Annotated in this window: 31 protein-coding genes; 16 read left to right on the top strand and 15 right to left on the bottom strand. The window is 67.0% G+C overall.

Going from position 1 to position 25,926, the window contains the following annotated elements:
* Window positions 1-11: 11 nt before the first annotated feature.
* The 7 genes from K0O64_RS04005 (at window position 12) to K0O64_RS03975 (ending at window position 5,209) form a co-directional block, all read left to right on the top strand.
* Window positions 12-554, top strand: a complete 543-nt coding sequence (locus K0O64_RS04005) for a hypothetical protein (protein ID WP_220046066.1) — start codon at window positions 12-14, stop codon at window positions 552-554.
* Between the two features lie 35 nt (window positions 555-589).
* A complete protein-coding gene (locus K0O64_RS04000; protein ID WP_220046065.1) occupies window positions 590-1,279 on the top strand; it encodes an HAD family hydrolase in 690 nt (229 codons plus the stop codon).
* Between the two features lie 16 nt (window positions 1,280-1,295).
* Window positions 1,296-1,757, top strand: coding sequence for a nitroreductase family deazaflavin-dependent oxidoreductase (locus tag K0O64_RS03995; protein ID WP_220046064.1), 462 nt, complete (start codon window positions 1,296-1,298; stop codon window positions 1,755-1,757).
* A gap of 15 nt (window positions 1,758-1,772) precedes the next feature.
* Window positions 1,773-2,675, top strand: a complete 903-nt coding sequence (locus K0O64_RS03990; protein ID WP_071947661.1) for a 1,4-dihydroxy-2-naphthoyl-CoA synthase — start codon at window positions 1,773-1,775, stop codon at window positions 2,673-2,675.
* 151 nt (window positions 2,676-2,826) lie between these two features.
* Window positions 2,827-3,888 (top strand): hypothetical protein, encoded by a 1,062-nt coding sequence (locus K0O64_RS03985; RefSeq protein WP_071947662.1) that lies wholly within the window; start codon window positions 2,827-2,829, stop codon window positions 3,886-3,888.
* Between the two features lie 70 nt (window positions 3,889-3,958).
* The gene (locus tag K0O64_RS03980) at window positions 3,959-4,807 is read left to right on the top strand and encodes an SDR family oxidoreductase (RefSeq protein ID WP_071947663.1); all 849 of its coding nucleotides are present in this window, start codon (window positions 3,959-3,961) and stop codon (window positions 4,805-4,807) included.
* A gap of 15 nt (window positions 4,808-4,822) precedes the next feature.
* On the top strand, window positions 4,823-5,209 hold the full coding sequence (locus K0O64_RS03975) for a VOC family protein (RefSeq protein WP_071947664.1): 387 nt from the start codon (window positions 4,823-4,825) through the stop codon (window positions 5,207-5,209).
* A 3-nt stretch (window positions 5,210-5,212) separates the two neighbouring features.
* Here K0O64_RS03975 and K0O64_RS03970 read toward each other — a convergent pair whose 3' ends face one another.
* From K0O64_RS03970 to K0O64_RS03960, 3 genes are read right to left on the bottom strand one after another with little or no spacing between them, the layout of a single operon-like run.
* Window positions 5,213-5,521 carry a DUF3349 domain-containing protein gene (locus K0O64_RS03970; protein WP_220046063.1) on the bottom strand — a complete coding sequence of 103 codons (309 nt, stop codon included), beginning with the start codon at window positions 5,519-5,521 and terminating at the stop codon, window positions 5,213-5,215.
* 7 nt (window positions 5,522-5,528) lie between these two features.
* The gene (locus K0O64_RS03965) at window positions 5,529-5,810 is read right to left on the bottom strand and encodes a hypothetical protein (RefSeq protein ID WP_071947666.1); all 282 of its coding nucleotides are present in this window, start codon (window positions 5,808-5,810) and stop codon (window positions 5,529-5,531) included.
* A 29-nt stretch (window positions 5,811-5,839) separates the two neighbouring features.
* Window positions 5,840-7,096 carry an inorganic phosphate transporter gene (locus K0O64_RS03960; RefSeq protein ID WP_220046062.1) on the bottom strand — a complete coding sequence of 419 codons (1,257 nt, stop codon included), beginning with the start codon at window positions 7,094-7,096 and terminating at the stop codon, window positions 5,840-5,842.
* 229 nt (window positions 7,097-7,325) lie between these two features.
* Here K0O64_RS03960 and K0O64_RS03955 point away from each other — a divergent pair, with 229 nt between their 5' ends.
* The 5 genes from K0O64_RS03955 (at window position 7,326) to K0O64_RS03935 (ending at window position 11,610) form a co-directional block, all read left to right on the top strand.
* Window positions 7,326-7,628 carry a DUF3349 domain-containing protein gene (locus tag K0O64_RS03955; protein WP_071947668.1) on the top strand — a complete coding sequence of 101 codons (303 nt, stop codon included), beginning with the start codon at window positions 7,326-7,328 and terminating at the stop codon, window positions 7,626-7,628.
* 50 nt (window positions 7,629-7,678) lie between these two features.
* The gene (gene menE, locus K0O64_RS03950) at window positions 7,679-8,815 is read left to right on the top strand and encodes an o-succinylbenzoate--CoA ligase (RefSeq protein WP_220046061.1); all 1,137 of its coding nucleotides are present in this window, start codon (window positions 7,679-7,681) and stop codon (window positions 8,813-8,815) included.
* A 50-nt stretch (window positions 8,816-8,865) separates the two neighbouring features.
* A complete protein-coding gene (locus tag K0O64_RS03945) occupies window positions 8,866-9,738 on the top strand; it encodes an alpha/beta fold hydrolase (protein WP_071947670.1) in 873 nt (290 codons plus the stop codon).
* Complete coding sequence (locus K0O64_RS03940; protein ID WP_220046060.1) at window positions 9,735-10,133, top strand: TIGR03668 family PPOX class F420-dependent oxidoreductase; 399 nt, start codon at window positions 9,735-9,737, stop codon at window positions 10,131-10,133. Before K0O64_RS03945 ends, K0O64_RS03940 begins: the two co-directional genes overlap by 4 nt.
* Before the next feature lie 121 nt (window positions 10,134-10,254).
* Window positions 10,255-11,610, top strand: a complete 1,356-nt coding sequence (locus K0O64_RS03935) for a hypothetical protein (protein ID WP_220046059.1) — start codon at window positions 10,255-10,257, stop codon at window positions 11,608-11,610.
* 389 nt (window positions 11,611-11,999) lie between these two features.
* Here K0O64_RS03935 and K0O64_RS03930 read toward each other — a convergent pair whose 3' ends face one another.
* The 4 genes from K0O64_RS03930 to K0O64_RS03915 are packed head-to-tail and all read right to left on the bottom strand — an operon-like array spanning window position 12,000 to window position 15,082.
* On the bottom strand, window positions 12,000-13,118 hold the full coding sequence (locus K0O64_RS03930; RefSeq protein ID WP_220046058.1) for a molybdopterin-dependent oxidoreductase: 1,119 nt from the start codon (window positions 13,116-13,118) through the stop codon (window positions 12,000-12,002).
* Between the two features lie 8 nt (window positions 13,119-13,126).
* Window positions 13,127-13,756 (bottom strand): methyltransferase domain-containing protein, encoded by a 630-nt coding sequence (locus tag K0O64_RS03925; protein ID WP_071947674.1) that lies wholly within the window; start codon window positions 13,754-13,756, stop codon window positions 13,127-13,129.
* 1 nt (window position 13,757) lies between these two features.
* Window positions 13,758-14,429: a TIGR04282 family arsenosugar biosynthesis glycosyltransferase gene (locus K0O64_RS03920; protein WP_220046549.1), complete on the bottom strand. Its 672-nt coding sequence runs from the start codon at window positions 14,427-14,429 to the stop codon at window positions 13,758-13,760.
* Window positions 14,426-15,082: a glycosyltransferase family 2 protein gene (locus K0O64_RS03915; RefSeq protein WP_083542724.1), complete on the bottom strand. Its 657-nt coding sequence runs from the start codon at window positions 15,080-15,082 to the stop codon at window positions 14,426-14,428. The genes K0O64_RS03920 and K0O64_RS03915 overlap by 4 nt, the downstream gene beginning before the upstream one ends.
* Before the next feature lie 100 nt (window positions 15,083-15,182).
* On the opposite strand from K0O64_RS03915, the gene K0O64_RS03910 reads away from it, so the two are divergent.
* The 3 genes from K0O64_RS03910 to K0O64_RS03900 all read left to right on the top strand — a co-directional run bounded on the left by K0O64_RS03910 (window position 15,183) and on the right by K0O64_RS03900 (window position 17,634).
* A complete protein-coding gene (locus K0O64_RS03910; RefSeq protein WP_071947676.1) occupies window positions 15,183-15,887 on the top strand; it encodes a response regulator transcription factor in 705 nt (234 codons plus the stop codon).
* Complete coding sequence (locus tag K0O64_RS03905) at window positions 15,874-16,896, top strand: sensor histidine kinase (RefSeq protein WP_071950099.1); 1,023 nt, start codon at window positions 15,874-15,876, stop codon at window positions 16,894-16,896. The genes K0O64_RS03910 and K0O64_RS03905 overlap by 14 nt, the downstream gene beginning before the upstream one ends.
* A 117-nt stretch (window positions 16,897-17,013) precedes the next feature.
* Window positions 17,014-17,634: a TIGR03085 family metal-binding protein gene (locus K0O64_RS03900; protein WP_071950100.1), complete on the top strand. Its 621-nt coding sequence runs from the start codon at window positions 17,014-17,016 to the stop codon at window positions 17,632-17,634.
* Window position 17,635: 1 nt separating this feature from the next.
* Here K0O64_RS03900 and K0O64_RS03895 read toward each other — a convergent pair whose 3' ends face one another.
* The 7 genes from K0O64_RS03895 to K0O64_RS03865 form a co-directional block, all read right to left on the bottom strand.
* The gene (locus K0O64_RS03895) at window positions 17,636-18,760 is read right to left on the bottom strand and encodes an NAD(P)H-dependent flavin oxidoreductase (RefSeq protein ID WP_071947677.1); all 1,125 of its coding nucleotides are present in this window, start codon (window positions 18,758-18,760) and stop codon (window positions 17,636-17,638) included.
* A gap of 71 nt (window positions 18,761-18,831) precedes the next feature.
* Window positions 18,832-19,365, bottom strand: coding sequence for an alkyl hydroperoxide reductase AhpD (ahpD, locus tag K0O64_RS03890; protein WP_096309914.1), 534 nt, complete (start codon window positions 19,363-19,365; stop codon window positions 18,832-18,834).
* A 2-nt stretch (window positions 19,366-19,367) separates the two neighbouring features.
* Window positions 19,368-19,955 carry a peroxiredoxin gene (locus K0O64_RS03885; protein ID WP_071947679.1) on the bottom strand — a complete coding sequence of 196 codons (588 nt, stop codon included), beginning with the start codon at window positions 19,953-19,955 and terminating at the stop codon, window positions 19,368-19,370.
* Window positions 19,956-20,128: 173 nt separating this feature from the next.
* The gene (locus tag K0O64_RS03880; RefSeq protein WP_096309912.1) at window positions 20,129-21,160 is read right to left on the bottom strand and encodes an NAD-dependent epimerase/dehydratase family protein; all 1,032 of its coding nucleotides are present in this window, start codon (window positions 21,158-21,160) and stop codon (window positions 20,129-20,131) included.
* Complete coding sequence (locus K0O64_RS03875; RefSeq protein ID WP_096312679.1) at window positions 21,157-21,933, bottom strand: S-methyl-5'-thioadenosine phosphorylase; 777 nt, start codon at window positions 21,931-21,933, stop codon at window positions 21,157-21,159. The genes K0O64_RS03880 and K0O64_RS03875 overlap by 4 nt, the downstream gene beginning before the upstream one ends.
* Before the next feature lie 416 nt (window positions 21,934-22,349).
* Entirely contained in the window at window positions 22,350-22,826 is a 477-nt protein-coding gene (locus K0O64_RS03870) for a MarR family winged helix-turn-helix transcriptional regulator (protein ID WP_225933615.1), read from the bottom strand.
* A 121-nt stretch (window positions 22,827-22,947) separates the two neighbouring features.
* Window positions 22,948-24,075, bottom strand: a complete 1,128-nt coding sequence (locus K0O64_RS03865; RefSeq protein WP_220046057.1) for a hypothetical protein — start codon at window positions 24,073-24,075, stop codon at window positions 22,948-22,950.
* 607 nt (window positions 24,076-24,682) lie between these two features.
* On the opposite strand from K0O64_RS03865, the gene K0O64_RS03860 reads away from it, so the two are divergent.
* The gene (locus tag K0O64_RS03860; protein WP_220046056.1) at window positions 24,683-25,552 is read left to right on the top strand and encodes a 1,4-dihydroxy-2-naphthoate polyprenyltransferase; all 870 of its coding nucleotides are present in this window, start codon (window positions 24,683-24,685) and stop codon (window positions 25,550-25,552) included.
* On the opposite strand, the gene K0O64_RS03855 is transcribed toward K0O64_RS03860, so the two are convergent.
* Complete coding sequence (locus K0O64_RS03855) at window positions 25,549-25,881, bottom strand: DUF4229 domain-containing protein (RefSeq protein ID WP_071947684.1); 333 nt, start codon at window positions 25,879-25,881, stop codon at window positions 25,549-25,551. The two genes, K0O64_RS03860 and K0O64_RS03855, sit on opposite strands and share 4 nt — an antisense overlap.
* Window positions 25,882-25,926 lie beyond the last annotated feature (45 nt).

Raw genomic sequence — 25,926 nt, 5'->3', positions numbered from 1 at the left:
ATACTTGAGTGATGTTGTCCCGGGTGATCCCGCTCGAGTCACTCAGAGAGCGCGACATCATGTTCTGGCTGCCGCCCGGCGGCGTGGACAACGATGTCTGGGCCGACACCTGGGTGATCCTCGCTGAGCTGGATCCCGCTGATGCGGCGCCGCTTCTCGCGGCGTTGGGCGACGCCGACGTCGGTGCGTACGTGGCCAACCCGAGCGGACTCAAGGGCGCGGCCAGCCCGAGCAAGCAGCTCTACGTGGACCGGGAACAGATCACTCGGGCCACCGATGTGGTGATGCTGTTCTTGCGCGGCAAGGAGCAGCCGGTCATGCCGCGGGCGGAACGGATCGCCCCGAAGATCCGCAGCAGATTCAAGATCCCCTCCGTGCCCCCGGCTGTCGCGACGGCGCTGCAACTCGCGTTCGTCGTAGGACTGATCGCCCTGGGCATGGCATTCGCGTACTACCGCGGCGCTCTGATGTTGGAGCACCGATCGCATCTTCCCGCGTCGACCTCCAATACGCCCGGCATGACGAATCCCAGTTGGACGTATCACCGGCCCTGAGCGGCGTTACTTCCGCACGCTGGCAGCATTGAGCCATGCCCGTGCGCGCTGTGCTGTTCGACTTCTCCGGCACCCTGTTTCGCCTCGAGGAGGACGACAGCTGGTTCGCCGGAATGGAACTGATCGATGACGACGGCCGCCGCGCGGTCGATGAGCATGTTCAGGCCGAGTTGATGGAGCGCCTCACCCACCCCACCGGCGGTTCGGTGACCAGAAGCGAGGAGGCTCAGCGTGCCTGGGTCAACCGCGATCTCGAACCGGCCCTGCACCGGGAGGCCTATCTGCACGCGCTGACCGACGCCGGCCTGCCGGACGAGCACGCCGAAACGCTCTATCGGCGGGCCGTCGACCCGGCGTCGTGGGTGCCCTACCCCGACACCGTCGAGGTGTTGCGGTCGCTGAGGGCGCGCGGTCTGCGCACCGGCATCGTCTCCAACATCGCCTTCGATATCCGGCCGGCCTTCCGCGCCGCCGGGGCGGACGCCGACGACTTCGTGCTCTCCTTCGAAGTCGGTGCGGTCAAACCCGATCCACGGATCTTCGAGCTCGCGCTGCAGCGTCTCGGCGTCCCGGCCGCCGACGCGGTGATGGTCGGCGACAGCGAGGAGAACGACGGCGCTGCGCGCCGGCTCGGCTGCGACTTCATCCTAGTCGACCCGCTACCGGTCGCCGAACGCCCGACCGGCCTCATCGACGCACTGCACGATCGCGGCATCGGGCGCTAGGCGTACCTTTTGGGGCATGGCCGACTCCGAGCGCATCAGACCGCCGTGGTGGCTCAAGCCGATGAACAAGATCTTCATGACGGCGATGCGACTCGGCCTCGCGCGCTTCGGTGGTGAATCCCCGGAGGTCCTGACGGTCCCCGGACGCAAATCCGGTAAGCCACGGTCGACGCCGATCACCCCGTTCACTGTCGACGGCAAGCGCTATGTGGTCGGCGGCTTCCCCGGCGCCGACTGGGTGCGCAATGTCCGCGCCGCCGGCGTCGTGACCCTGACCAAGGGACGACGGGCTCAGGCGGTGCGGGCGGTGGAGCTGTCCGCCGAGGACGCGCGGCCACTGCTGCGGGCGTTCCCCGTCTTGGTACCGACGGGTGTCAGCTTCATGAAGAACGCCGGCCTGGTCACCGAGGGCAAGCCCGAAGAGTTCGAGGCGCTCGCCGGCCGGTGCGCTGTTTTCCGATTCGATCCCCTTCACTGATGGAGTTCACAACCCTTGACTGACAATCCGTTTGACGCGTCGCAGTGGAAGTCCATCGACGGCTTCGAGGATCTGACCGATATCACCTATCACCGGCATGTCTCCGACGGGACGGTGCGGGTGGCGTTCGACCGGCCCGAGGTGCGCAACGCATTTCGCCCGCACACCGTCGATGAGCTGTACCGCGCGCTCGACCACGCCCGGATGTCGCCGGATGTCGGCGTAGTGCTGCTGACCGGCAACGGGCCCTCCCCCAAGGACGGCGGCTGGGCGTTCTGCTCTGGCGGGGACCAACGCATCCGCGGCCGCAGCGGATATCAGTACGCCGCAGGCGAAACCGCCGAGACCGTCGACCCGGCGCGCGCCGGGCGGCTGCATATTCTGGAAGTACAGCGGCTGATCCGGTTCATGCCGAAGGTCGTCATCTGTCTGGTCAACGGGTGGGCGGCCGGCGGTGGGCACAGCCTGCACGTGGTGTGCGATCTGACGCTGGCCAGCCGCGAGCACGCCCGGTTCAAGCAGACCGACGCCGATGTCGGTAGCTTCGACGGCGGTTACGGCAGTGCGTATCTGGCGCGCCAGGTGGGTCAGAAGTTCGCCCGCGAGATCTTCTTCCTGGGCCGGCCCTACACCGCCGAGCAGATGCACCACATGGGGGCGGTCAACGAAGTGGTCGACCACGCCGACCTCGAGAAGGTGGGCGTGCAGTGGGCCAAGGAGATCAACGGCAAATCACCTCAGGCGCAACGCATGCTGAAGTTCGCGTTCAACCTGCTCGACGACGGGCTGGTAGGCCAGCAACTGTTCGCCGGTGAAGCCACCCGGTTGGCGTACATGACCGACGAGGCCGTCGAGGGCCGAGACGCCTTCCTGGAAAAGCGCGATCCCGATTGGAGCCCGTTCCCGCGCTACTTCTGAGAGTCGCCAACGCCAACCGCGTGCAGGTAGAGCAAATACTTTCGAAAGCGACAAATCGAAAGACACGTTTTCCGTTTCGCGTCGGCAACCAGCGGCCCTAGCTACCATCGCCTGAGTTACGCGCGACTGCGCATCGGGTCAAGGGGGCTTCGTGGCATCAGCACGTCTTGTCGGTCAGGTCGGAACGCTCGCGTTCGGCGTCGGTGTCGGGTTCTTGGTCGCGATGGGCTGCGACGGCGCCGTCGCAGCCGCCGCCCCCGGCGATACCGGGCACTCCGGGGCCGGTTCGGCCAACTCCGCACACGCCGCCTCCTCGGGCCGGAGCCACGCGGCTCCGCAATCGGCTCTGAATACGCCCAAACCTGTTGCCGCACAGAGCTCTTCGACGATCAACTCGGTACCGACGAGTGTCTCGAAGTCGTTGGCGACCGCCAAGGCCACCCCCGCGGCGCCGCACCTACCCACACCCGTCGAGGTGCAGCAGGCAGTGACCGGCGCGGTGCAGAACGCCCGCCGCGACCTCGTCGCGCTGGAGCACCGCGTCGAAGCGGAGATCAAGCGCGACGTCACCGGCTTGAGCCGTGCGCTCGGCGTCATACCCGCGAAGCCTAGGATCTACGGCAACCTGGCCAACGCCCAGTACTGGGCGACCCAGAGCGCCGAGAACTGCGTGCTGATGGCGACCGCATCGGTGATCGGTCAGCTCAAGGGCACGATGCCGACCGAACAGCAGATCGCCGATCAGGCGACCAGCACGCAGAGTGTCGTCGATCCCACCCGCAAGATGTACCTCGGTTTGACGACCGACGACCGCGTGGCGATCGGGGACGCCGAAGAACTGTTGCGCCTCAACGGCATTGATGCGACCACCAAGACTGACTACAAGAAGACGCAGGGCCTCATCGCACTGCACGCTCTGGAACGGGACCTCAAAGCCGGCAAGGCGATCATGGTCGGCGTGAAGGCCGACGCGATCTGGAACTATCTCCACGCCACTCCCCCGCCCGGCGCCGTCGCCGAAGCCGCCGACCACGAGATCTCGGTGATCGCCATCAACGCCACGACCCGCACCGTCTACATCAACGACAGCGGCATGGACAAGGGCGGGGTGGCCGTGCCGTTGGCGGTCTTCATGCGCGCGTGGCAGGCGGACAGCTACGAGACCACCTCCGCAGTGCTGGCCGAGGCGGCCAGCGCTGCGCTCGCCGCCTGAACATCGGCGCGGTAACCGGGGCACAGCGCCGGAAACCGCGCCCGAGTCGGCGGACATAGACTCAGCAGCCGTGAACCCCCTGCGCCGCAAACTGACCGAGGCCATCGCCCTGACCGGCATGCGCCCGCCGCTGAGCCTGCCGACCGGCATCACCGTCGACCTCCGCGGCAAGCGGGTGCTGATCACCGGCGCCTCGTCCGGCATCGGTGCCGCCGGTGCCGAGCTGTTCGCCGCGGAAGGTTGCGAGGTCATCGTGGTCGCGCGGCGCGAAGAGCTGCTCGCCGAGGTTGTCGACCGCATCGCCGACGCCGGGGGTTCGGCGACGGCGATCCCCTGCGACCTGTCCGACCTCGACGCCGTCGACGCCCTGGCGCAGCAGGTGGGGGCGGTCGACATCCTGGTGAACAACGCAGGCCGTTCGATCCGCAGGCCGCTGGCCGAGTCGCTCGACCGCTGGCATGACGTCGAACGCACGATGATGCTCAACTACTTCTCGCCGCTGCGTCTCATCCGCGGTTTGGCGCCCGGGATGATCGAGCGCCGCGACGGGCACATCATCAACGTCGCAACCTGGGGTGTGTTCAGCGAAGCCTCGCCGCTGTTCGGGGTCTATAACGCGTCGAAGTCGGCGCTCAGCGCGGTCAGCCGGGTCATCGAAACCGAATGGTCCAGCCAGGGCGTGCATTCCACGACGCTGTACTACCCGCTGGTGGCCACCCCGATGATCGCGCCCACCAAGGAGTACGACGGGCTGCCGGCGCTGACCCCCGAAGAAGCCGGCCAATGGATGATCGAGGCGGCGCGGCACCGCCCGGTGCGCATCGCCCCGCGCATGGCCGTCACCGCCCGCGCGCTCGACGTGGTCGCACCCGGTGCGATGAACCGGGCCATGAAGCGTCAGCGCCTGCAGCCGAACTGAGGTAGACACGACGGCATGGAGATCCTCGCGAGTCGGATGCTGCTGCGCCCGGCGGATTACGAACGCTCGGTGGATTTCTACCGCGACGCACTCGGATTGGCGATCGCCCGCGAGTACAGCGGCGGCACCGTGTTCTACGCCGGGCAGTCGTTGATCGAGCTGGCCGGCCACGGCGCGCCCGCGAACGTACATGGCCCGTTTCCCGCCTCGCTGTGGCTGCAGGTGCGCGATCTCTACGCCACTCAGGAGGAACTGTCGGGGCGCGGAGTCGAGATCGCGCGCGAAGCCCGACGCGAACCGTGGGGCTTACACGAAATGCATGTCAACGACCCCGACGGGATCACGCTGATCTTCGTGCAGATCCCTGAGGACCACCCGCTGCGCCGCGATACGCGAGGCTGAAGGCTAGTGCGATTCGAGCGGCCAGCCGACCGAGGCCAGCCGCGCCGCAACCTGGTTCAGCTCTTCGGGATTGGGGTCCTTGGCGATGACCTCACGGACGGCTTCGCGGATCTGATCTTCGCTCACCGGGGTGTCGAAAGTGGCTGCGCGCAAGATTGATTGGGCCGCCTGAACGACCTCATCCTCCGACAGCGATCTCTTCAGCAAGGCCAGCAGGGGGTAGTAGTCCGTGGGCGGAACGCCTTCCGGATAGCCCTTGTGCAGCCAGCCGAGGACGTTCTCGAGGAAAGTGGGTTGCTGCTGAGTGGTCATCGCAATCTCACTTCTTGAGCATGGGGAAGAGGTCGACACCGAAGTGATGGATGATCGTCGCCCGGGTGATCCAGGCGACGGCCGTCACGATCACCAGCGCGACGAAGAGGAACAGCACGATCCCGACGAACTTCAGCGCCGGGTTCGGCTTGTGCATCGTGTGGTCGGCTTCCTCGCCGCCGGCGCCGGTCGAATACGCCAGCATGCCGGTCGCGAACAGTGCCGGCAGGCCCGCGCCGAGAATGAGCCCGACCACCAGCACCTTGAAGATGGCTTCGAAGTACGTCATCACGTGTCCTTAAGGCTTGTCGCGGCGAGTCAGACCGTGGCGGTCGGCTCGGCCGGCTTCGTGTCCTTGGCGGCGGCCCGGACTTCAGCGGGCACCACCGAGTTGGTCGACGTGTCCCAATCGGCATTGACGTTGCTGTGGTCGACCTTCTGCTGCTGCGCGCGCCACCACATGTAGAAGGAAGCGGCGACCAGGATCAGGAAGATCAAACCGTCGCCCATCAGCTGCGATCCGCTGACGTCCTTGACGATGTAGGACAGCCAGTAGGCCAGCGCCCCGACGAGCGCGGCGGCGGGCAGGGTGACCAGCCAGGCCACCGCCATGCGCCCGGCCACGGCCCAGCGCACCTCGGCGCCGGGCTTGCCCACGCCGCTACCCAGGATCGAGCCCGTGGCGACGTGCGTGGTGGACAGTGCCATACCGGCGGCGCTGGAGCTGAGAATGATTGCGGCAGAAGAGGCTTCGGCGGCCAGGCCCTGCGGGGACTCGATCTCGACGAGACCCTTGCCCAGCGTGCGGATGACGCGCCAGCCGCCGATGTAGGTGCCCAGCCCGATGGCCAGTGCGCAGCTCAGGATGATCCAGAACGGCAGGCCGTCCTTCTTCACGTCGCCGGTCAGGTGGCCGGTGGTGATCAGCGCCAGTGCGATGACACCCATCGTCTTCTGCGCGTCGTTGGTTCCGTGGGAGAGAGCAACCAGAGACGCCGTGGCGATCTGCCCCCAGCGGAACCCTTCTTCGCGGCGCCGCGCCAGCACCTTGCGGGTGATGCGGTAGACCAGCCAGGTGCCGGCCGCGGCGACGATGCCCGCGATCACCGGAGCGGCGACGGCGGGGATCAGCACCTTCTGAGTAACGCCCGTCCAGTTGACGCCGCTGCTACCGAGCGCCGCCAGCCCGGCGCCGATGAGGCCACCGAACAGGGCGTGCGAGGAACTCGACGGGATGCCGAACAGCCAGGTCAGCAGGTTCCAGAGGATGCCGCCGATCAGGCCGGCGAAGATGATGGTCAATCCCATCGAAGCGTCGATGCCGGACAGCAGATGGCCGGTCTTGGCGTCCTGGACCTTGAGGACCGACGTCGTCACGGTTACCGCAACCTCGACGGAGAGGAAGGCACCGACCAGATTCAGGACCCCGGCGAGCAGCACAGCAGTCTTGGGCTTGAGCGCACCGGTGGCGATCGACGTCGCCATCGCGTTGCCCGTGTCGTGGAAACCATTGGTGAAATCGAATGCCAGCGCAGTGGCAATCAATAACACCAGAATGATCATCTCGGTGCTCATGACTGAGATTCTGGTGGTTCAGAGGGTCCTTTGACCAGTTGCCAAAAGTCCCCGAACTGGGCATTTGCGAACGTCCCGCAGGTGTTCATCAGTCGTTAACCTACCAGCCGTCCATGGTTCCCCGAGGCCGACACAGCGGGGGTACACGGCGGGCGCGGCAAATCGACGCCGACTAGAATTTTCACGAGTCCACCGGGCGCCCACACGCCCCCGCACGGGAGATGCTGCGGTGACCAACTTCATCACCAAAATCGTGGCCTGGATCAAAGCCGGTTACCCCGATGGGGTTCCGCACCCCGACCAGGTTCCGCTGTTTGCCCTGCTGCGGCGGCGGTTGAGCGACGACGAAGTCCTTGCGGTGGCCAACGCACTACTCGAGCGAGGCGCGTTCGATCACATCGACATCGGGGTATTGATCACCGAGATCACCGATGCGTTGCCCACTCCGGAGGACATCGACCGGGTCCATGACAGGCTGTCCACGTTCGGCTGGCCGCTGGACGATCCGCGAGACAGTGAGGACGTCGAATAACAACTCTGCGAGCACTCGCCATCCCGCCGGGCCCGTCGGCGCAGTCGTTGATGGCCGCCCTGGATGGCGTCCTCGACGGACGAGATGCGCCCCTGGTGCCGATCCCCGCGGGTGACTTGCGCGAAAGCGAGTTGCTGACAACGTCTTTACGAGTCGGCGAAGAGATCGACGACGACGTCGCGCTGGTGGTGTCGACGTCGGGCACCACCGGAACGCCCAAGGGCGCGATGCTGACGCCGGCGGCGTTGATCGCCAGCGCGTCGGCCACCCTGGACCACCTCGGCGGCCCGGGCACCTGGTTGTTGGCGTTACCGACTCACCACATCGCGGGAATACAGGTGCTGGTTCGCAGTCTGCAAGCCGGCACGGTACCCGTCGAGCTCGACATCTCCGCAGGCTTCGATGTCAGCCAGGTACCCACGGCCGTCGCGCAGTTGGGCTCCGGCCGCAGGTACACCGCGTTGGTCGCCACCCAGCTCGCCAAGGCGTTGCTGGACCCAGAGGCCACCGCGGCACTGGCCGAACTCGACGCCGTGCTGCTCGGTGGCGGCCCCGCGCCGCGACCGGTGCTAGAGGGCGCGGCGGCCGCCGGGATCGAGGTGGTGCGTACGTACGGCTCCAGCGAGACCGCAGGCGGGTGCGTCTACGACGGCGTACCCCTGAGCGGGGTGACGATCCGGCTTGATGACGGCGCCGAACCGGGCGAGGGTCGCATTGTGATCGGCGGACCGACACTGGCCATGGGCTATCGGAATCCACCGGATCCGGATCCGTTCGCCGAACCCGGCTGGTTCCGGACCGACGACCTGGGCACCGTGGACGACGACGGCCGCCTGCGGGTGCTGGGCCGGGTCGACGAAGCGATCAGCACCGGTGGGCTGACGGTGATGCCCGCACCGGTCGAGGCGGTGCTCTCCCAGCATCCGGCGATCGCCGACTGCGCGGTGTTCGGGATCGAGGACGACCGGCTCGGCGAGCGGGTCGTGGCCGCAGTGGTGCTTCTCACTGGCGCGCTCGAACCCAGCCTGGACGACATCCGGGAGTACCTCACGCAGTTCGTGGATTCGACGGCCGCACCGCGTGAGCTGCACATTCTCGAGGAGCTGCCGCGCCGCGGCATCGGCAAGCTGGACCGCCGCGCGTTGCGTGAGCGGTTCGCCAACGGCGGTGACCTGCCCGGCGGGTAGGGCTGGTGAACAATGGTTTGCGCAGCCACATAAAGGGGACAGGACAGTACATGGACGAGCTGAAATATCTCGACCTGCACGGCGACCGGGTGGCCTACCTGGACGAGGGCCAGGGTGAGGTGATCCTGCTGCTGCACGGCATGGCCGGCAGCTCGCAGACCTGGCGTTCGGTGGTGCGGCCGCTGTCGCGAAAATACCGGGTGATCGCGCCCGACCTGCTCGGTCACGGTCACTCCGCCAAGCCGCGCAGCGACTACTCGCTGGGCGCGTTCGCGGTGTGGTTGCGCGACCTGCTCGACGAGCTCGGCGTGACGCGCGCGACGATCGTCGGGCATTCGCTCGGCGGCGGCGTGGCCATGCAGTTCCTGTACCAGCACCCGGACTACTGCCACCGGCTGATCCTCGTGAACAGCGGCGGCCTGGGGCCCGACGTCGGTTGGACGCTGCGACTGCTGTCGGCGCCCGGCGCGGAGCTGATCATGCCGATCATCGCTCCCCCGCCGGTGCTGGCCCTCGGCGAGAAGGTGCGGTCCTGGTTCGGCAAGGCCGGCATCACGTCGCCCCGAGGCGCGGAGATCTGGAATGCCTACAGTTCGTTCTCCGACGCCGCGACCCGCTCAGCCTTCCTGCGCACGCTGCGCTCGGTGGTCGATTACCGCGGGCAGGCGGTCAGCGCGTTGAACCGGCTGCACGTGAAGGCCGATATGCCGATCATGGCCATCTGGGGTGATTCAGACGCGATCATCCCCGTCGAACACGCGTACTCCGCGCACGAGGCGCGCCCCGATGTCCGGCTCGAGGTGCTGACCGGTGTCGGCCACTTCCCCCAAGTGGAGCGCCCGACCGAAGTGGTCGAGCTGATCGACGACTTCATCGCCAGCACCGCAGGCACCGATATTCACCAGCCCGCCACCCGGGCGTGACGGAGGCGGCCGACCGGTTCGCGGCCGCGAAGGTGGCCCGGCTGGCCACCGTGACCCCGGACGGTCCCCCGCACGTGGTGCCGATCGTGTTCGCTCTTGCCGAGTCCACCATCTACACCGCGGTGGACGGCAAGCCGAAATCCACGCACCGGTTGCGGCGGTTGGCCAACATCGAGGCCAACCCACGGGTGAGCATTCTGGTCGACCATTACGACGACGACTGGTCTCAGCTGTGGTGGGTACGGGCCGACGGTATTGCGACGATCCACCGTGATGGTTGGCCGTTCGAGCGCGGCTGCGAGCTGTTGCGCGCGAAATATCCTCAGTATGAGTCTGTTTCGATCGACGGCCCGATGATCGCGGTGGACGTCGATCAGTGGTCGTCCTGGGGCTGACCCTGCCGCTGGGCGTGTCTGTCACCGAAATCGACGTGATGGCTGCGAATCTCGCGATGTCACAACCCTGTAGTCGATCTCGCGACGGGAATGACGTGAGCCACCCGTACGCTGGGGTCTTGTGAGCATCGGGCGCAAAGAAGCGGTCGCGGTGACCGTCGGCGTACTGCTGGTGACGGCAGCGTTCGTCGTTCCGCAACTGCATCTAGGCATCGTCACTCCGCTGATCAACAGCACGCCCGCCCAGATCAAGAGTTTCGCCGACACGGCGCCGATCTTCGGCTGGTGGAATGCCCACATCGGGTGGGGTACCGTCCCGGCGATCCTCATCGGTGCTGCGGCCGTGATGTGGGGACCCTCGATAGCCCGGCGGCTGCCCTGGCGGGCGTTGACGCTCACAACGTGGGCGACATCGATGCTGTGGGCGTTCGCGCTCGCGATGATCGACGGCTGGCAGCGCGGTTTCGCCGGCCGGCTCACCGCCCGCCACGAATACCTCAATCAGGTACCGACGATCACCGACATCCCCGAGGCCGTCCGCACCTTCGCCAGCCGCATCCTTGATTTCCAACCGAATTCGTGGATCACCCATGTCTCCGGCCATCCGCCCGGCGCGCTGCTGACGTTCGTCTGGCTGGACCGCATCGGCCTCGGCGGCGGGGCCTGGGCGGGGCTGTGGTGTCTGGTGGTCGGATCGTCGGCGGCAGCGGCCGTCCTGGTCGCGGTGAAGGCACTCAGTGGCGAGGAGACCGCGCGCCTGGTGGCGCCGTTCGTCGCCGTCGCACCGACCGCGATCTGGATCGCGGTCTCCGCCGACGGCTACTTCGCGGGGGTCGCGGCATGGGGTATTGCGTTGCTGGCCTTGGCGGTTCGCCGGTCAGTTCGATGGCCGTTGCTCGCCGCCGTGGCCGCGGGACTGGTGCTGGGATGGGCGATCTTCCTCAACTACGGGCTGGCGCTGATGGCCGTGCTCGCAGTCGCCGTCCTCATGTGCGCGTCGTCGTGGCGCGATGCGGTCCGGGCGCTGATCCCGGCTGCGGTGGGCGCCTTGGCGGTGGTCGGTGTGTTCGCGATCGCCGGGTTCTGGTGGTTCGACGGCTACACGCTTGTGCAGCAGCGCTATTGGCAGGGCATCGCGCTGAACCGGCCGTTCCAGTATTGGAGCTGGGCCAACCTTGCGTCGGTGGTCTGCGCGATCGGGCTGGGCAGCGTCGCCGGGATCGGCCGGGTATTCGACCGTGCGGCGATCACACGTCGATCCGGGCTGCACCTGCTCATCCTCGCTGCTTTGGCGGCGATCCTGTTCGCCGACCTGTCGATGCTGTCGAAGGCCGAGACCGAACGGATCTGGCTACCGTTCGAGGTGTGGCTCACCGCTGCCGGTGCTCTGCTGCCCGTCCGGGCCCACCGATGGTGGTTGAGCCTCAACGTCATCGGGGCGCTGCTGCTCAACCACCTCATTCTCACCAACTGGTAGCACCCGGTCGCCGACGAGGTACAGCAGCGCCGCACCCCACACCACAGCCAGCGCAATCCAGAATCCTGTCTCGTAATCGCGGTCCAGCACCGTGAGATTGTCCAGATGCAGACCTGGCTTGTCGTAGACCGGAATCGCCAGCAGCACCAGCACCACCGTCAGCAGCGCGGCCACCAGCACCGGCGTCCACCACTTGTGCGGCAGCAGCCGCCGGCCGGCGAAACCGAGCGCGACGCACACGGGCGCGAACACCGCATCGTGCAGTAAGACGCCGATCAGTGCCCACACCACGATGCGGATGATGACATCAGTTGAGTTCTCGGCAACCAGAACGACGCCGTAGACGCCAACCGCCAGCCCGAGGGCCACCAGGAATAGTCTCGTCGCCGTCACGTCACCACCTCGATCCTGGACAGCCATTTGGTCTGCAGCACACCGGGTCTGGTGGGAGCGATGAGTCGACAGGGGTAGCCGTGGTCAAGATCGAGCGTCTCGCCGTTGAGCTTCACCGCGATCAGCGTCTGCGAGTCACGCGTATGCCGGGCGGGCAGCACCGTGCGCGAGTACGGGCCCGGCGGCTCGAGCGAGATCATTCGTACGTCTGAATCCGGCTGCGCTCCAACCGCTCTGAGCAGGTCACCAAGTACGACGCCGGTCCAGTCCGCGGTGGCGCTCCACCCCTCGACGCAGGCGATCGGCAGCCGGTGCGTGGCCTGCGGCATCGCCGCAAGCTCGTCGACTGTGAACGCCTTGACGACTGCACCGTTGACAACGGTCAACCGGTAATCCGGCGAGCGCGCGCTGTCCAGCACTCCGGCGGCGAACGCTGACCGGTTCACCGACACTCCCTGGGGGCCCCGGCCGGACCGCGGTCCCAGCAGCGAAACCTGCCGAAGCCACGGAATCGTCTGCCCGGCAGTCACAATCGTCGCCGCACCGACCGCCAACCAGGTGCCGGCCAGCACTGCGCGGCGGCTGGGCCCGACGCGCAGTTCGCCGGTCGGGGCATCCTCGAGCGGTTCACCGAGCGCCCGCCGGATCACCGGCAGTTTCACACCGATGTGCACCAGGACCGCTCCGCCGGCGACGTAAGCCATCGCGTAATGACTGGTGGTGAAGAAGAACTTGAACGCGTACCACTGCGCGATGTTCATGATGCCGGTGGACAGCTGAAAGATCATCGATCCCACAAGGACCAGAATCGACGCACGTTCGATCTGCCGCGTCAGGCCGCCGATGATGGGCCGCTCGAACAGCTTGGGGTACACCGACCAGAGCTTGACCAGAAGCAGTGGGATGGCGGCGATCCCGGAAATCACGTGCAATCCCTGGGTCAGCTGATACAGCCAGACCGGACGCGTCGGCCAGAAGAACCACGGCTGCGGATGCTGGATGAAGTGGCTGATCAATCCCGTGACGAAGCAGACGGCCACGGCGATACCGAGGGCGACCCCGACCCGAGCCGTCACTGCTGTTCCACGCAAGGAAGCCTTGGTGGTTGTTCCCATCTGCGGCCTCACGTCAGCGTGAGTGTAGCCACCACGCGCTCGCCGATCGGGTGAATCCCGACCAACGCCAGGCCGACTTCTTCGGCCAGCGCGGCAGCGCAATCGACCCCCACGGTCGCCCATTTGAACCAGGGCCCGATGGTCCGCGAGGACTCCAGCCGGACCCAGCCGGTGCGGACTCCAACTGTGCCCGGATCGAATTCGGCCACACAGCGACCGCCCGCGCGCAGCAGCTCCGCGGCCCGACCCAGGACCCGACGCGGATCTCCGGCCAGGCCGACATTTCCGTCCGCGAGCAGCACCGTCTGCCAACGCCCGGTGCCGGGCAGCGGCTCGAACACATCGCGTAGCAGCGCCGGCGCGCCACTGCGCCGAGCCAGGCGGACCGCTGTCGGCGACTGGTCGACGCCGAGGGCCGGAATCCCACGCTGGATCAGATCGGCCACCAATCGGCCTGGGCCGCAACCCAAGTCGATCGTCGGCCCGTCACACAACGACACGATGGCCGAGTCGAACACGGTGTCGGCACCATGCCCACCCAGCCAGCTGTTGACCGGAAGACGGTGGCGCCGGCCATCGCCGTGGCGCAGCCAACATCGTTCGCCGTCGAGTGCTTTGTCGTAGAGCTGTCCCAGCATTTCAGACCCCTCGGGTTACTTCGGCGAATCGGCTCGACGACTGGCAGGCGGCGCGGACCGCGGGGATGTCGTCGATGGTGTCGACGTCATGCAATTCCTCGACAAGAGTCACGGACATACCGGTGTCCTCGAGGGCGGCAAGCGTTACAGCCCCGGTGTCGGCCTGCGACATCGGCACGTCGCGTAGGCATTCAGCCATCCCGCCGTCTGCCACCCCGAGCACCCACCACCCGCCGTCACGGGCCATGCCCAGCACGGCCGGGGCGGTCAGCAGCCGGCGGGCGCAGGCCCCGAGAAGCTGCGGGCTCACCTGTGGAGTGTCCATACCGATCTGCAGCACCGGCTGACCGGCGGCCGCGGCGTCGGCTTGGGCATTGATCAGCCGCTCGGCGAAGCCGTCACCGCGCTGCTGGACCACCGTGAAGTCCTGCAAGCGGGTCTGCAGCTGATCGGCCCGGCACGCCTTGTCGAGATCGCCGGTCATCGCGACCACCCGGTGCGTCACCGGGGTCGTGACGACCGCGTCGAGGGTGTCCAACAGTGCGGCGGCCGCGATGTCGGCGGCGGCCTGCTCCCCGACTGTTGCGGCCAGTCGCGTCTTGGCCAGGCCGGGTACCGGAGCCTTCGCTACCACCAGCAGGGTGACCGCTACGGGTCCCGGCCTTGGTGTCACGAAATGACCTTCCAGAAGTCGACGGCGGCGGTGACGCTCCCTCGCACCGACCCGCTGACTTTCGACTTCCCGCCGACCCGCGGGCCGTAGTCGACGTCGACCTCCACCACGCGCCATCCTGCGGCCGCGGCACGGACCAGTAGTTCCAGCGGATACCCCGAACGCCGGTCAGCAACCCCCAGCGTCAGTAAGGCGTCACGGTTGACCACGCGCATCGGGGCGATGTCGTGGACCGGCAGCCCGTGCCGGGTGCGCAGCCGCCAGCACACCGCAGCGGTGCCCATCCGCGCATGCCACGGCCATTTCAGCCCGCGGACCGGCCTGCGGCGGCCGGTCACCATGTCGGCGCCGCGTTCCAGCTCTCTGACCAGCCGCGGCAGGTCTCCCGGGTTCAGCGAACCGTCGCCGTCGAGCACGGCCACGATCGGCGTTCGGGCCGCCTCGACCCCGGCGTGAACGGCCGACCCATAGCCCGGACGGCTTTCCCTGACCACCTCAGCGCCGTGGCGCCGGGCCACCTCCGCCGTCCCGTCGGTGCTGTTGTTGTCCACGACCAAAGCGCGATAACCAGGCGGTATGGCGGCGAGCACGGTGGGCAGCGAGTCGGCTTCGTTGAGACAGGGCAGCACCACCGTGACCGGACACTCGGGCATAGGAGCCAACCTAGGTGAGCTTCGGCGCCCGTGCGCGGGAGGGAATGACAAAACCGTGACGTTGGTGCAGGTGGAGGCTGGTGTTGGCTAACATTTTCCTATGCCGGCCCGCGTACTCATTGCCGACGACGACACCGTCGTGCGTGATGTCGTGCGCCGATACCTCGAGCGCGACGGCCTGGAAGTGGCCGTTGCCGGGGACGGCAGCGAGGCGCTGCGGGTGCTGGGAACCCAGCGCATCGACGTCGCCGTGCTGGACGTGATGATGCCCGGGCCCAACGGTCTGTCGCTCTGCCGCACCCTGCGCCAGCACGGCGACTACAGCGTGCCGGTGATCCTGCTGACCGCGCTCGGTGAGGAGGACGACCGCATCGCGGGGCTCGAGGCCGGCGCCGACGACTACCTGACCAAGCCGTTCAGCCCGCGCGAACTGGCGCTGCGAGTGCGGTCGGTGTTGCGGCGTGCACCGGCGCCCGCGGCGGCTCTGCCCCTGGAGATGACGGTCGGTGACCTGACGGTCTCGACGGCGGCACGCGCGGTGCAGATCGACGGCAAGCCGGTGGGGTTGACCAACCGCGAATTCGATCTGCTGCTGTTTTTCCTGACCCACACCGACACCGTCTTCTCCCGCGAGGAGCTGCTGCAGCAGGTGTGGCACTGGGACTTCGGTGACCTGTCGACGGTCACTGTTCACGTCAAGCGTTTGCGGTCCAAGCTCGGCGAACATCACCGCGTACAAACGGTCTGGGGCCGTGGGTATCTGTGGCGCGGTGAAGCCGGCGGCGGTGACCGTGCCACCGCGTGACCTAGCTCAGATCGCGATACTGGCGCTGGCTTGCTCGCTGCCGGTTGTTTTATTGGGCGCGTTGGTGATTCGGCTGGCCCGATCGTGGTCGATGACCGTCACGATGGTGGCTCTGGTGTTGATCCCGACGCTGGCCACGCTGACCGGTGTGCTGGGCGCCAGCGGATTCATGATCACCAGCACGTTTGCGCCGATCGCCGTCGTGCTCCTGATCGTGGCGATCGTGACACTGCCCGCGGCGGTGATGCTGGCGCGCTATCAGGCCCGCCGGACGGTGTGGGAGCAGGAGATTCACGACGCCGAGCGGATGGCCGAGCAGTCCCGTCGCCGGTTGGTGGCGTTCGTCAGCCATGACCTGCGCACGCCGCTGGCCGGTATCCGCGCGCTGGCCGAGGCCATTGCCGACGGTGTGGTCAGCGACGGTGAGGTCCGGGTGCAGGCCAAACACATTGAGCAGGAATCGGTTCGGCTCTCGGAGATGGTCGACGACCTGTTCGAGATGTCGAAGATCAACGCCGGGGCGGTGCACGCGCCGTACGAGAAGGTCGCGCTCGACGAGGTCGTCGACGACGTGATCGCCGCCCACAAGATCACTGCCGAGCGCGCCGGGGTGCAGCTGTTGGCGTCCGTTCCGGCGGACCCGGTGCGGGTGATCGGCAGCGATCGCGCGCTGGTGCGGGTGCTGTCCAATCTGGTGGCGAACGCGATCGCGCACACACCTTCGGGCGGGGCGGTGACACTGGCGCTGGGCAGTGACGCGGGCGGGGCGTGGGCCCGGGTGGACGACACCGGCGTCGGCATCGACGAGGCGGACCTGCCGCGAGTCTTCGACGTCGCCTATCGCGGGTCGAACGGCCGTGTGCCGCGCGAGGATTCGTCGCTGCCGAGCGGATCCGGCCTGGGGCTCGCGATCGCGGCCGGGCTGGTACACGCCCACCACGGCACACTGTCGGCGCACAACACCGCGCACGGGGCTCGCTTCGAGGTTCGACTGCCACTGTCTGAGTGAATGCGTTCGCCGAGATCGACGTTGTGCACGGATCTACTCGAACTTCTCCAGCCAAACGTCGGTTGGGCGTAGTAGTAGCGTGGGCTCGTCGACAGTCGCCGACCGATGGAGATCGAGATGTCCGTAGCCCAGCGTGAACGTGCCGCCCTCATCGCCGCCCTGCGCGACGTCGGACCCGACGCGCCGACCTTGTGCGAAGGCTGGACGGCCCGAGACCTGGCCGCGCACTTGATGGTTCGCGAATACCGCGTCGATGCCGCTCCCGGCATCCTCATCCCACTGTTCGCCGGGCACACCGCCAAGGTGCAGGACGCCGTCGCGAACAACACCCAGTGGGACGCGCTTGTGGAGAAGGTGGCCGAAGGTCCGCCGATCTACTCGCCGCTCAAGCTGGTCGATTCGGTGGCCAACGTCGCCGAGATGTTCATCCACCACGAGGACATTCGCCGCGCCCAGCCGGGCTGGGAACCGCGCACCCTTGATGCGGAGCTGACCGGAAAGCTTCGTCGCACGCTCGGGATGATGGCCCGACTGACACTGGCCAAGATGCCGGCCCGGGTGCAGCTGCGGACCCCGGATGGGAAAACCGTCCTGACCGCCGGCCACGGTCCGGCCGTGACGGTGACCGGTCCGCCCGAAGAGCTGCTGCTGTTCGCCACCGGACGGCCGGCGCACGTCGACTTCAGCGGTGACCCCTCGGACGTGCAAGCGGTGAAGGCAGCGCCCAAGGGCCTGTAGATCAGTCGTCGAGCGACCGACTGAGCCGCTCGGCGGCGGCCAGGTAATCCTCAATGAACTCCAGGACGACCTCGCGCGCCGGCTTGACCTTGTTCATCAGCCCGACGCCCTGGCCGACGAAGTAGGTCGCCAACTTCTGAGCGCCCGGATGGCCGCCCTCGGCCAACTTGTCGATCCGGCGCAACACCGGCTCGGCGATCATGTTCTGCAGCGGCAACGGCAGCGGTTGACGGCCGCCCTCGTGCGGAGCCCATGCATCGGTCCAGTCCGAAACCAATTGGCGCGACGGCTTTCCCGTGCGCCCGGCCGACCGGACCGTGTCGCGCGACGTCGCGGCCAGGAACTTCTGCACCGTGTACGGGGCCGTCTCGGCCTCCTCAGTGGTCAGCCACACCGAACCGGTCCAGGCACCCGCCGCACCCAGCGCCACCGACGCCGCCATCTGCCTGCCCGTCACGATTCCGCCGGCCGCCAGGACCGGCACTTCACGGATCGGCTTGATCGCCTCGATGACTTCGGGGATGAGCACCAGCGTGGTCACCTCACCGCAGTGACCGCCGGCCTCGGTGCCCTGCGCGACGATCAGGTCGACGCCGGCATTGACCTGTTTGATGGCGTGCTCCTTGGCGCCGACCAGCGCCGCGACCGGGATGCCGGTCTGCTTGCCGGCCTCGATCATGTAGTCCGGCGGAACACCAAGTGCGTTGGCCATCAACTTGATCGGATGGTTCAGTGCGACGTCGAGCAGGCTCGCGCCGGTGTCGCCACTCAGCGAGGACGCGGCCATCCGGGGCTGGTCGCTGATGTCGATGTCGTGGGCGGCCAACAGGTCGTTGATGAAGCCGCGGAAGTCGTCGGGAATCCGATCGGCGAGCTGACCGAACGACAGGTTTTCGCCCTTGCCTTCGAACTTCGCCGGAACGATGATGTCCACGCCGTACGGCTTGCCCTTGACCTGCTCGTCGATCCAGGTGAGTTCCTGGTGGAGCTGATCGGGGGTGTACGCGGTGCCACCGAGCACGCCGAAGCCGCCCGCGTTGGTGACCGCGGCGACAACATCGCGGCAGTGGCTGAAAGCGAATAGCGGGAACTCGATGCCGAACTGGTCGCAGATCTCAGTCTTCACCGGCCCAGTATGCGCTCGACCCCCCTCCCGACCAACTACCGGGTTGGGAAGGGGGTCGAGCGGTGATTCGATCAGGCGGTCGCCAGCGCCTGCGTCGTGAGCAGGGCCTGCGCGACACCAGACACGATCGATGCGAGGCGGATGGCTTCAAAGATCACCGTCCGCGAGACGTCGGCGTCCCGGAGTTCCTTCTCATGGGCAGCCAGGCACTGATCGCATCCGTTGATCGCGGACACAGCAAGCGACCACAGCTCGAAGTCGGCCTTGGCCACACCGGGATTGGCGATGATGTTCATCCGCAGCCCGGCCCGCAGGTCGTCGTAGCGACCCTCGAGCTGGTGCTTGGTGCGATAGAAGACGTTGTTCATCCCCATGATCGCGGCGGCACCCAACGCGGCGTGATACGCCTCTTCGGTCAAGACATCCAGCGCGTCCTCGGTGATCTCGCGCAGCAGCTGCTCGGACTTGGTCGCCGCGGCGGTCGCCACCAGCGCGCCCCACAGCTGCTGTTCGGTCAGCTCGGTCGAGCGCACGATGCTGCCCAGGTTCAGCTTGAGATCCTTGGCGTACTCGGGCAACGCCTCTTTGACGGCGTCGATGCTCATGCTCAGACCGCCTCGGCCAGCAGCTCGCCGGCGTCGATGGTCGGGTCGCCCTTCTTCCAGTTGCAGGCGCACAACTCGTCGGACTGCAGCGCATCGAGCACTCGCAGCACCTCATCGACGTTGCGCCCGACCGAGCCAGCGGTCACCGAGACGAACTGGATCTCGTTGTTCGGGTCGACGATGAAGGTGGCACGGTCGGCCACACCGTCGGCGTTGAGCACGCCGGTGGCCAAGCACAGTTCGCGCTTGAGATCGGACACCATCGGGAACGGCAGCTTCTTGAGATCCTCATGCTGGGCCCGCCACTGGAAGTGCACGAACTCGTTGTCCACCGAGACGCCGAGTACCTGCGCGTCGCGATCCTCGAACTCGTCGTTGAGCTTGCCGAAAGCGGCAATCTCGGTCGGGCAGACGAACGTGAAGTCCTTGGGCCAGAAGAAGATAATGCGCCACTTGCCGGGGTTGTCCGAGTTGGTCACCTGAATGAAATAATCGTCGGGCTGCTTGGCGTCGACCTTGGACAGGTCACCGCCGACAACCGCCTTGAGGTCGTAAGCCGGGAACTGATCCCCGATTGTCAACAGAGCCATGATTGTCACCACTCCTTGAATAGCTAAATTGGAACTATTCCAGATTCTGCCAGGTAGTCCGCGGTAAGTCAGGTCTCCGCAGCCGGAAGGTGACGATTGTCACCAGTTTCAGGGACGGCGGTCATCGCGGGCTAAATACCCACGGAGCGAAGGGATTTAAGGTGTGGCGCCGGTCACGCCCGCAGGGGTGCGAACGCAAAGTCCCGCAGACCCTGGTCCGGGTCGACTCGAGCGCGGAAGCCCAACGACTCGGCGGCCTGCGCCGGATCGGCGACGATGTGGCGGACGTCGCCGCTGCGGTACTGGCCAGTGACCACCGGCGCCGGACCGCCCCGGGCTTCGCAGATCCGGTTCGCGACGGTCATGATCGAGATCGGCCGCCCCGAACAGACGTTGACGGCCAGAAATCCGCCGGCCTCCGAGCGCACGGACACGACATTGGCAGCCGCGACATCGTGGACGTGGACGAAATCCCGCATCTGCCCACCGTCTTCGAAAACCCTTGGCGGCTCGCCCTTTTCGAGCGAAGACCGAAAGATCGCGGCCACCCCGGAATAGGGGGTGTCCCGCGGCATGCCCGGGCCGTACACGTTGTGATAGCGCAGCGCGACGACCGAGCCACCGGTCGATTCAGCCCACGCCAGCGCGTAATGCTCCTGAGCGGCCTTGCTGGCGGCGTACAGACTGCGTGGGCGCAGTGCTGCCTCCTCGCCGACCAGCTGCCAGGCCAGCTCTTCTCCGCCGAGCGGGCAACGGTGTTCGAACACACCGGCGTCGAGATCGGCGCGGGTGCGCGGTAACGGATCGACGACGCCGTGCTCCGGGCACCGGTACCCGCCCTGGCCGTACACCACCATCGACGACGCAAGGACCAGCCGCTGGACGCCGGCGGCGAACATCTGCGCCAGCAGCACCGCGGTGCCGTAGTCGTTGTGACCGGCATAGGACGGCGCGTCGGCGGCATTGACACCGGCGCCCACCACGGCGGCCTGGTGACACACCACGTCGATCCCGGACAGCAAGGGCGCCAACGCATCCGCGTCACGCACGTCGACCCGGTGGATGTCGTCGGGCAGTTCGGCACCGGGGCCGTGGGCGGCGTCGAGCATGACGTCGGCCGCGACCACCTCATGGCCGTCGGCCAGCAGCGCGGCGCGAACTCGGCTGCCGATGAACCCGGCCGCGCCGGTGAGCAGAACCCTCACGGCAGGTCGAAGGGCAGCTCGACACCTTCGTGCGCAAGGCAATGTCCGCATACACGTTCGGTGGCCACCTGGTCGATCGCCTCGAGCACCAGCTGCTTGAACGGCCCCATGTTCTTCTCGAACTCCGCGAAGACGTCGATCGCGCGCACGCCCGCTCCGACATCGACGCCGGCGTCCAGATCGGTCACCAAAGCGATTGCCGCATAACACATTTCCAGCTCACGAGCCAGGACCGCCTCGGGGTAGCCGGTCATGTTGATCAGGCTGAACCCCTCCCGCGCGAACCACTGACTCTCGGCGCGGGTGGAGAACCGCGGCCCCTGCACCACCACCATCGTGCCGCCGTCGACCACACCGGGCAGGCCGGTGACGGCCGAGCGCAGCGTCGGGCAGTACGGGTCGGCGAAGCCGACATGGATGCCGCCCGAATCGAAATAGGTGTCGAGCCGGCCGCGGGTTCGGTCCACCAACTGATCGGGGACCACGATGGCGCCGGGACCGAACTCCGGTGTCAGGCTGCCAACCGCACACGGCCCGAACACCCGTCGCACACCCAGGGCGCGCAGGGCCCACATATTGGCCCGGTACGGCACCTTGTGGGGCGAGAACTCGTGGCTCAGACCATGCCGGGGAAGGAAGGCCACCTCGTGCTGGCCGACGCGTCCGACCGTGATCGGGGCACTCGGCTCGCCATAGGGCGTATCCAGGTTGACGCTACGCGCGTCGGATCCGAAGAAGGTGTAGAAACCGCTGCCGCCGATGACTCCGAGCATTCGACCATTGTGCAGGGCCGACAGTCCGACGTTCGTTGCGGTCCAGACGTCTTCCCGGTCGGTGCGTACGGTCAGATACACGAGCTCGGCATGTTCGAGCACCTGCAGCGCTTCGCGAATCGGGCCTCCCCCGCCGCGCCGCAACCGCGTCGAGCACACGACGCGCTGGCGACGGTCGGCGAAGTCGTAGCGGTCCAGCCACCATTCGCGGAGATCGTTCAGGGTCAGCGGCTTGCCGCGTTTGGGCCCGTCGGGACCGAAGGCGGCCATCAGCTCGGTCGCGATGTCGGCGACCGGTGGGAAGTCCATGACTCTGGCGAATTCTTGGTCCATGTCCGCGCCCGCCTGAGCCCACGCGTCTTTGAAGCTCTTCTTGAACAGAGGCATGCGGGCACCTTAAATCGGCGGCCGCGACATCACTGGGTGTCCGACGAGTCCACCGATGCGCCGACCGCCTTCAACCGCGCGCTGATCCGTCGGCAACCGTCGCCGAGGGCGATCATCTGATTCCTGCTCAGCTCATCGAGGAAGTGCGCCCGCACCACGCGGGCGTAGGTCTCCAGCGACGCCACAGTCAGCCGCAGCCCGTCTCGGGTGATTGTTGCCAACACGCGTCGCCCGTCGTCGCTGCTGGCCTCTCGGTGCACCAGCCGGCGCCGTTCGAGACGCTGAATCTGTTGGGTGAGCGCGCTCGGGGTGACCATCAGCAGCTCGGCGAGCGCACCCATCGCGCTCGGGCCATGTCCTTTCAGATGCGCCAGCAGTTGAACGTCGGCCAGACTCAGTTGGTGGTGATGCGCCAACGCGCGGTTGACTGCCGAGTGCAAGGCGATCGCCACCGATTCGAAATGCACCCACGCACCGGCCTCGACGTCATCGAAGCCGAGCTGCACAAATCGCTGATGGGTCGACCTCGAGACCGTGTCCGACGGCCGAAACACAGGGCGCGGCAGCGGGTCCCCCGCCCAGTGGACAGAGGACCCGCGATCCGCATCGTCGTGATGCATCGAGTGGCTACTCGGCTGCGCTCCCACCGCCACCGTGGCCAGAGCCCTTTGACGGCCGCGCGCTCTTGGCTCCGGTCGACTTCTTGGCACCCGTCGGCTTCTTGGCAGCGGTCGCGGTCTTGGCACCGGTCTTCGCGTTCGCCTTCGATCCGCCGACCGAGGATTTCGGCGCCGAGGGTTGCGCCTTGGTGTCGGTCGCCTCGGTCAAGTCGGAGGCTTCCGTCGCGTCCGCACTCGCCGCCTTGAGGCTCGCGGCGGGCCGCGTGACGGGGGCTGGGGCCGTCGCCCCGAGCGCGGTGGCGATGGCCCGCGGAATGGAGACCAGCAGGGTGTAGCCCAGGCCCGCGTTGATGCCCTGATCGTCCGGCGGGGTGAGAAGACCCGGATACAGGGTGCCGTCGGTGGTCGTGTAGCCGTTGATGATGGCGGTCACGATATTCGGGGCGACGTCGAAGACGGCCTGGGCAGCGGCGTTGTAGTCCTTCTCATTGACCGCATCGAGGAACTGTTGGGCCGTGTCACCGACCGCTCGGATCACACCGCCCACCGGTCCGGCGGCACCGAGCACCAGACCGAAAAGCGAGTTGATGTCGGTGGCGGCGAGGACGGCCTTGTTCAGGTTCTCGGTGATCTGACCCGGAATGGCGGCGAGCGGAAACAGCGGCGCACCGACATAGAGGATCGTCCCGAGGACGGCATCGCTGAGGGTGGAACCGGCCGCCGACAGTTGACCGTCTCGGATCTGCTGGAAGGCCGTCTGCAGCGCTTGCGGGAACGTCGTACCGAAGTAATCGATGGCGCCCTGGACCGCATCACGGAGCGCGGTCGCGGTGGTCTGGCCATATCCGATCCAGTTCAACGCCAGCTGCCGCGCGACCGGTGCGGGGTCCTCGAGCCACGCCGATCCCAGCGCGCCCGCGTTGGTGACGGCGGTCGTGAAGACGTTGACCCACGGCGTGATGGGGTTGGGCAGCGCCGCGAGTTCGACCTCCATGGTCGAAACAGCAGCGGGCACATTGATTTCCGACAACGGCAGGGCGACCGGGCCGACTGGATGAATCGGGGCCAGGGCGATGGCACCGGCTCCCACCATCGCTACCCCGGTCGCAACGGTTGACCGCACAGCTATGTGCATGATTTCTCCCGTCAGAGCACTCACTTGGACGCGGCAAACCATAACTGAGCAAATGCTGAGAACTCCCCGCATTATTTGAAGTGCTGACGTGTCCGTCAGGGTGGTTCAACTTTGCGCAATCGTCGCGGGCGGCAGATGCGCAGGTGAACGGTTTGCTAGATGGCTGCAGCAAACAATGTCGTGTGCCTAAATTACTTTAGAACCGCAAGTACACCCGAGGTCACTGAAACTTGTTACCGGACGCACTTTGGTTAACTACACGGTGCCAAAAACCTGCCACCTCTGTCTATGAGGCTAGGTTTACTTTGCTGATTTAGCACAGTCCCGAATCGCCGTCGTACATCCGCGCCGGCTCAGTCCGGCCCCCGTCCGCTATCGCATCAGTCGACCGATGGGCAAAGTCGACTACGCCTGCTGTCAGAGTTTCAGCAGCGGCGCATTCCGCTCGGATCGGGATCGACGACGCGCTCGGCTAATTCGCGGCGGGTGACCTGCGGTCGTCGTCAGCAACCTTTGAAGACTCGGCAGCGCCGAGATCGGGCAAACGCCGGTTCGCCCGCGACGGTGCCCCGGCGGCCGCTTTCGCCGCGCGTGGGACGATTGCGGCATGGCAAGCATCGCGCAATGGGTCGAGGGGGCCAGGCCCAGAACTCTGCCCAACGCGGTGGCGCCGGTGATCGCGGGTACGGGCGCGGCAGCGTGGCTGGACGCGGCCGTGTGGTGGAAGGCGCTGCTGGCACTTGCTGTTTCGCTGGCGTTGATCGTCGGAGTCAACTTCGCCAACGATTACTCCGACGGCATTCGCGGCACCGATGACGAACGGGCCGGGCCGCTGCGGCTGGTCGGTTCGAAACTCGCGTCGCCGCGCGCGGTGCTGACGGCGGCCGTCGTCAGCCTCACCGTGGGCGCGGTCGCCGGGCTGGCGCTGGCCATCGTCAGCGCGCCGTGGGTGATCGCGGTCGGGGCGGTGTGCATCGCGGGCGCCTGGCTGTACACCGGCGGGTCGCGGCCCTACGGGTACGCCGGCCTGGGCGAGGTCGCGGTGTTCGTGTTCTTCGGGCTCGTCGCGGTGTTGGGCACGCAGTACACCCAGGCACTGCGGGTGGACTGGGTCGGCCTGGTCTTGGCGGTCGCGACGGGTGCGCTGTCCTCGGCGGTGCTGGTGGCCAACAACCTGCGTGACATCCCGACCGACCGGGTGGCGGGCAAGATGACATTGGCGGTACGCCTCGGCGACACCCGAACCCGAGTGCTCTACCAGTCCCTGCTGGCGGTGACCGGCGTACTGACTCTGGTCCTCATGCTCGCCACACCGTGGGCCGCGGTCGGTCTGGTCGCGGCGCCATTGGCAGTGCGGGCGGCCCGCCTGGTGCGCCGCGGACTCGGCGGCCGCGAACTCATCCCGGTGTTGCGCGATACCGGCCTGACGATGCTGGTCTGGGCGATCGCCGTCGCACTGGCTCTCGCGCTGGGTTAGTCCTTCTCCGGCTTCTTGTCTTGCCCACGCAGCCTGGCCTGCAGCTGCTCGCGGTCGCGCCGTCGCCGCTCATCGACCGACGCGATGCTCGCGGTCGCGCGCTTGCGCAGTGGGGCCAACAGCCAGATGCCCAACGGCAGAGCGAGCACGATCGCGAACAACAGCGCCACGATGAGCGGGAACTCGGAGATGCCGATCAGCTTCGCGATGTAATAGATGGCAGCCGTCAGAGCGACCACCAAGACAAGCCGCGCGAAGGTGTACACGACGACGTCGAGTACCAAGCGGCCGCCGGTGGCCTGGGTCTGATTGTCCGAATTGTCCGACACCGCGCCGAGCCTACCGACGCGCGTATATTCGGACAAAGGAGGTTT

Source organism: Mycolicibacterium pallens (genome assembly GCF_019456675.1).
GTDB lineage: Bacteria > Actinomycetota > Actinomycetes > Mycobacteriales > Mycobacteriaceae > Mycobacterium > Mycobacterium crocinum.
This window is presented reverse-complemented; position numbering and strand designations above follow the sequence as displayed.

Bases quoted from the DNA above. Each gene is read 5' to 3' on its own strand.
- K0O64_RS04005 (WP_220046066.1), top strand. From the start codon at position 12: ATGTTGTCCCGGGTGATCCCGCTCGAGTCACTCAGAGAGCGCGACATC.
- K0O64_RS04000 (WP_220046065.1), top strand. From the start codon at position 590: ATGCCCGTGCGCGCTGTGCTGTTCGACTTCTCCGGCACCCTGTTTCGC.
- K0O64_RS03995 (WP_220046064.1), top strand. From the start codon at position 1,296: ATGGCCGACTCCGAGCGCATCAGACCGCCGTGGTGGCTCAAGCCGATG.
- K0O64_RS03975 (WP_071947664.1), top strand. From the start codon at position 4,823: ATGGAGATCCTCGCGAGTCGGATGCTGCTGCGCCCGGCGGATTACGAA.
- K0O64_RS03970 (WP_220046063.1), bottom strand. From the start codon at position 5,521: ATGACCACTCAGCAGCAACCCACTTTCCTCGAGAACGTCCTCGGCTGG.
- K0O64_RS03965 (WP_071947666.1), bottom strand. From the start codon at position 5,810: ATGACGTACTTCGAAGCCATCTTCAAGGTGCTGGTGGTCGGGCTCATT.
- K0O64_RS03960 (WP_220046062.1), bottom strand. From the start codon at position 7,096: ATGAGCACCGAGATGATCATTCTGGTGTTATTGATTGCCACTGCGCTG.
- menE (WP_220046061.1), top strand. From the start codon at position 7,679: ATGGCCGCCCTGGATGGCGTCCTCGACGGACGAGATGCGCCCCTGGTG.
- K0O64_RS03945 (WP_071947670.1), top strand. From the start codon at position 8,866: ATGGACGAGCTGAAATATCTCGACCTGCACGGCGACCGGGTGGCCTAC.
- K0O64_RS03930 (WP_220046058.1), bottom strand. From the start codon at position 13,118: ATGGGAACAACCACCAAGGCTTCCTTGCGTGGAACAGCAGTGACGGCT.
- K0O64_RS03925 (WP_071947674.1), bottom strand. From the start codon at position 13,756: ATGCTGGGACAGCTCTACGACAAAGCACTCGACGGCGAACGATGTTGG.
- K0O64_RS03915 (WP_083542724.1), bottom strand. From the start codon at position 15,082: ATGCCCGAGTGTCCGGTCACGGTGGTGCTGCCCTGTCTCAACGAAGCC.
- K0O64_RS03910 (WP_071947676.1), top strand. From the start codon at position 15,183: ATGCCGGCCCGCGTACTCATTGCCGACGACGACACCGTCGTGCGTGAT.
- K0O64_RS03900 (WP_071950100.1), top strand. From the start codon at position 17,014: ATGTCCGTAGCCCAGCGTGAACGTGCCGCCCTCATCGCCGCCCTGCGC.
- ahpD (WP_096309914.1), bottom strand. From the start codon at position 19,365: ATGAGCATCGACGCCGTCAAAGAGGCGTTGCCCGAGTACGCCAAGGAT.
- K0O64_RS03885 (WP_071947679.1), bottom strand. From the start codon at position 19,955: ATGGCTCTGTTGACAATCGGGGATCAGTTCCCGGCTTACGACCTCAAG.
- K0O64_RS03875 (WP_096312679.1), bottom strand. From the start codon at position 21,933: ATGCTCGGAGTCATCGGCGGCAGCGGTTTCTACACCTTCTTCGGATCC.
- K0O64_RS03865 (WP_220046057.1), bottom strand. From the start codon at position 24,075: ATGCACATAGCTGTGCGGTCAACCGTTGCGACCGGGGTAGCGATGGTG.
- K0O64_RS03860 (WP_220046056.1), top strand. From the start codon at position 24,683: ATGGCAAGCATCGCGCAATGGGTCGAGGGGGCCAGGCCCAGAACTCTG.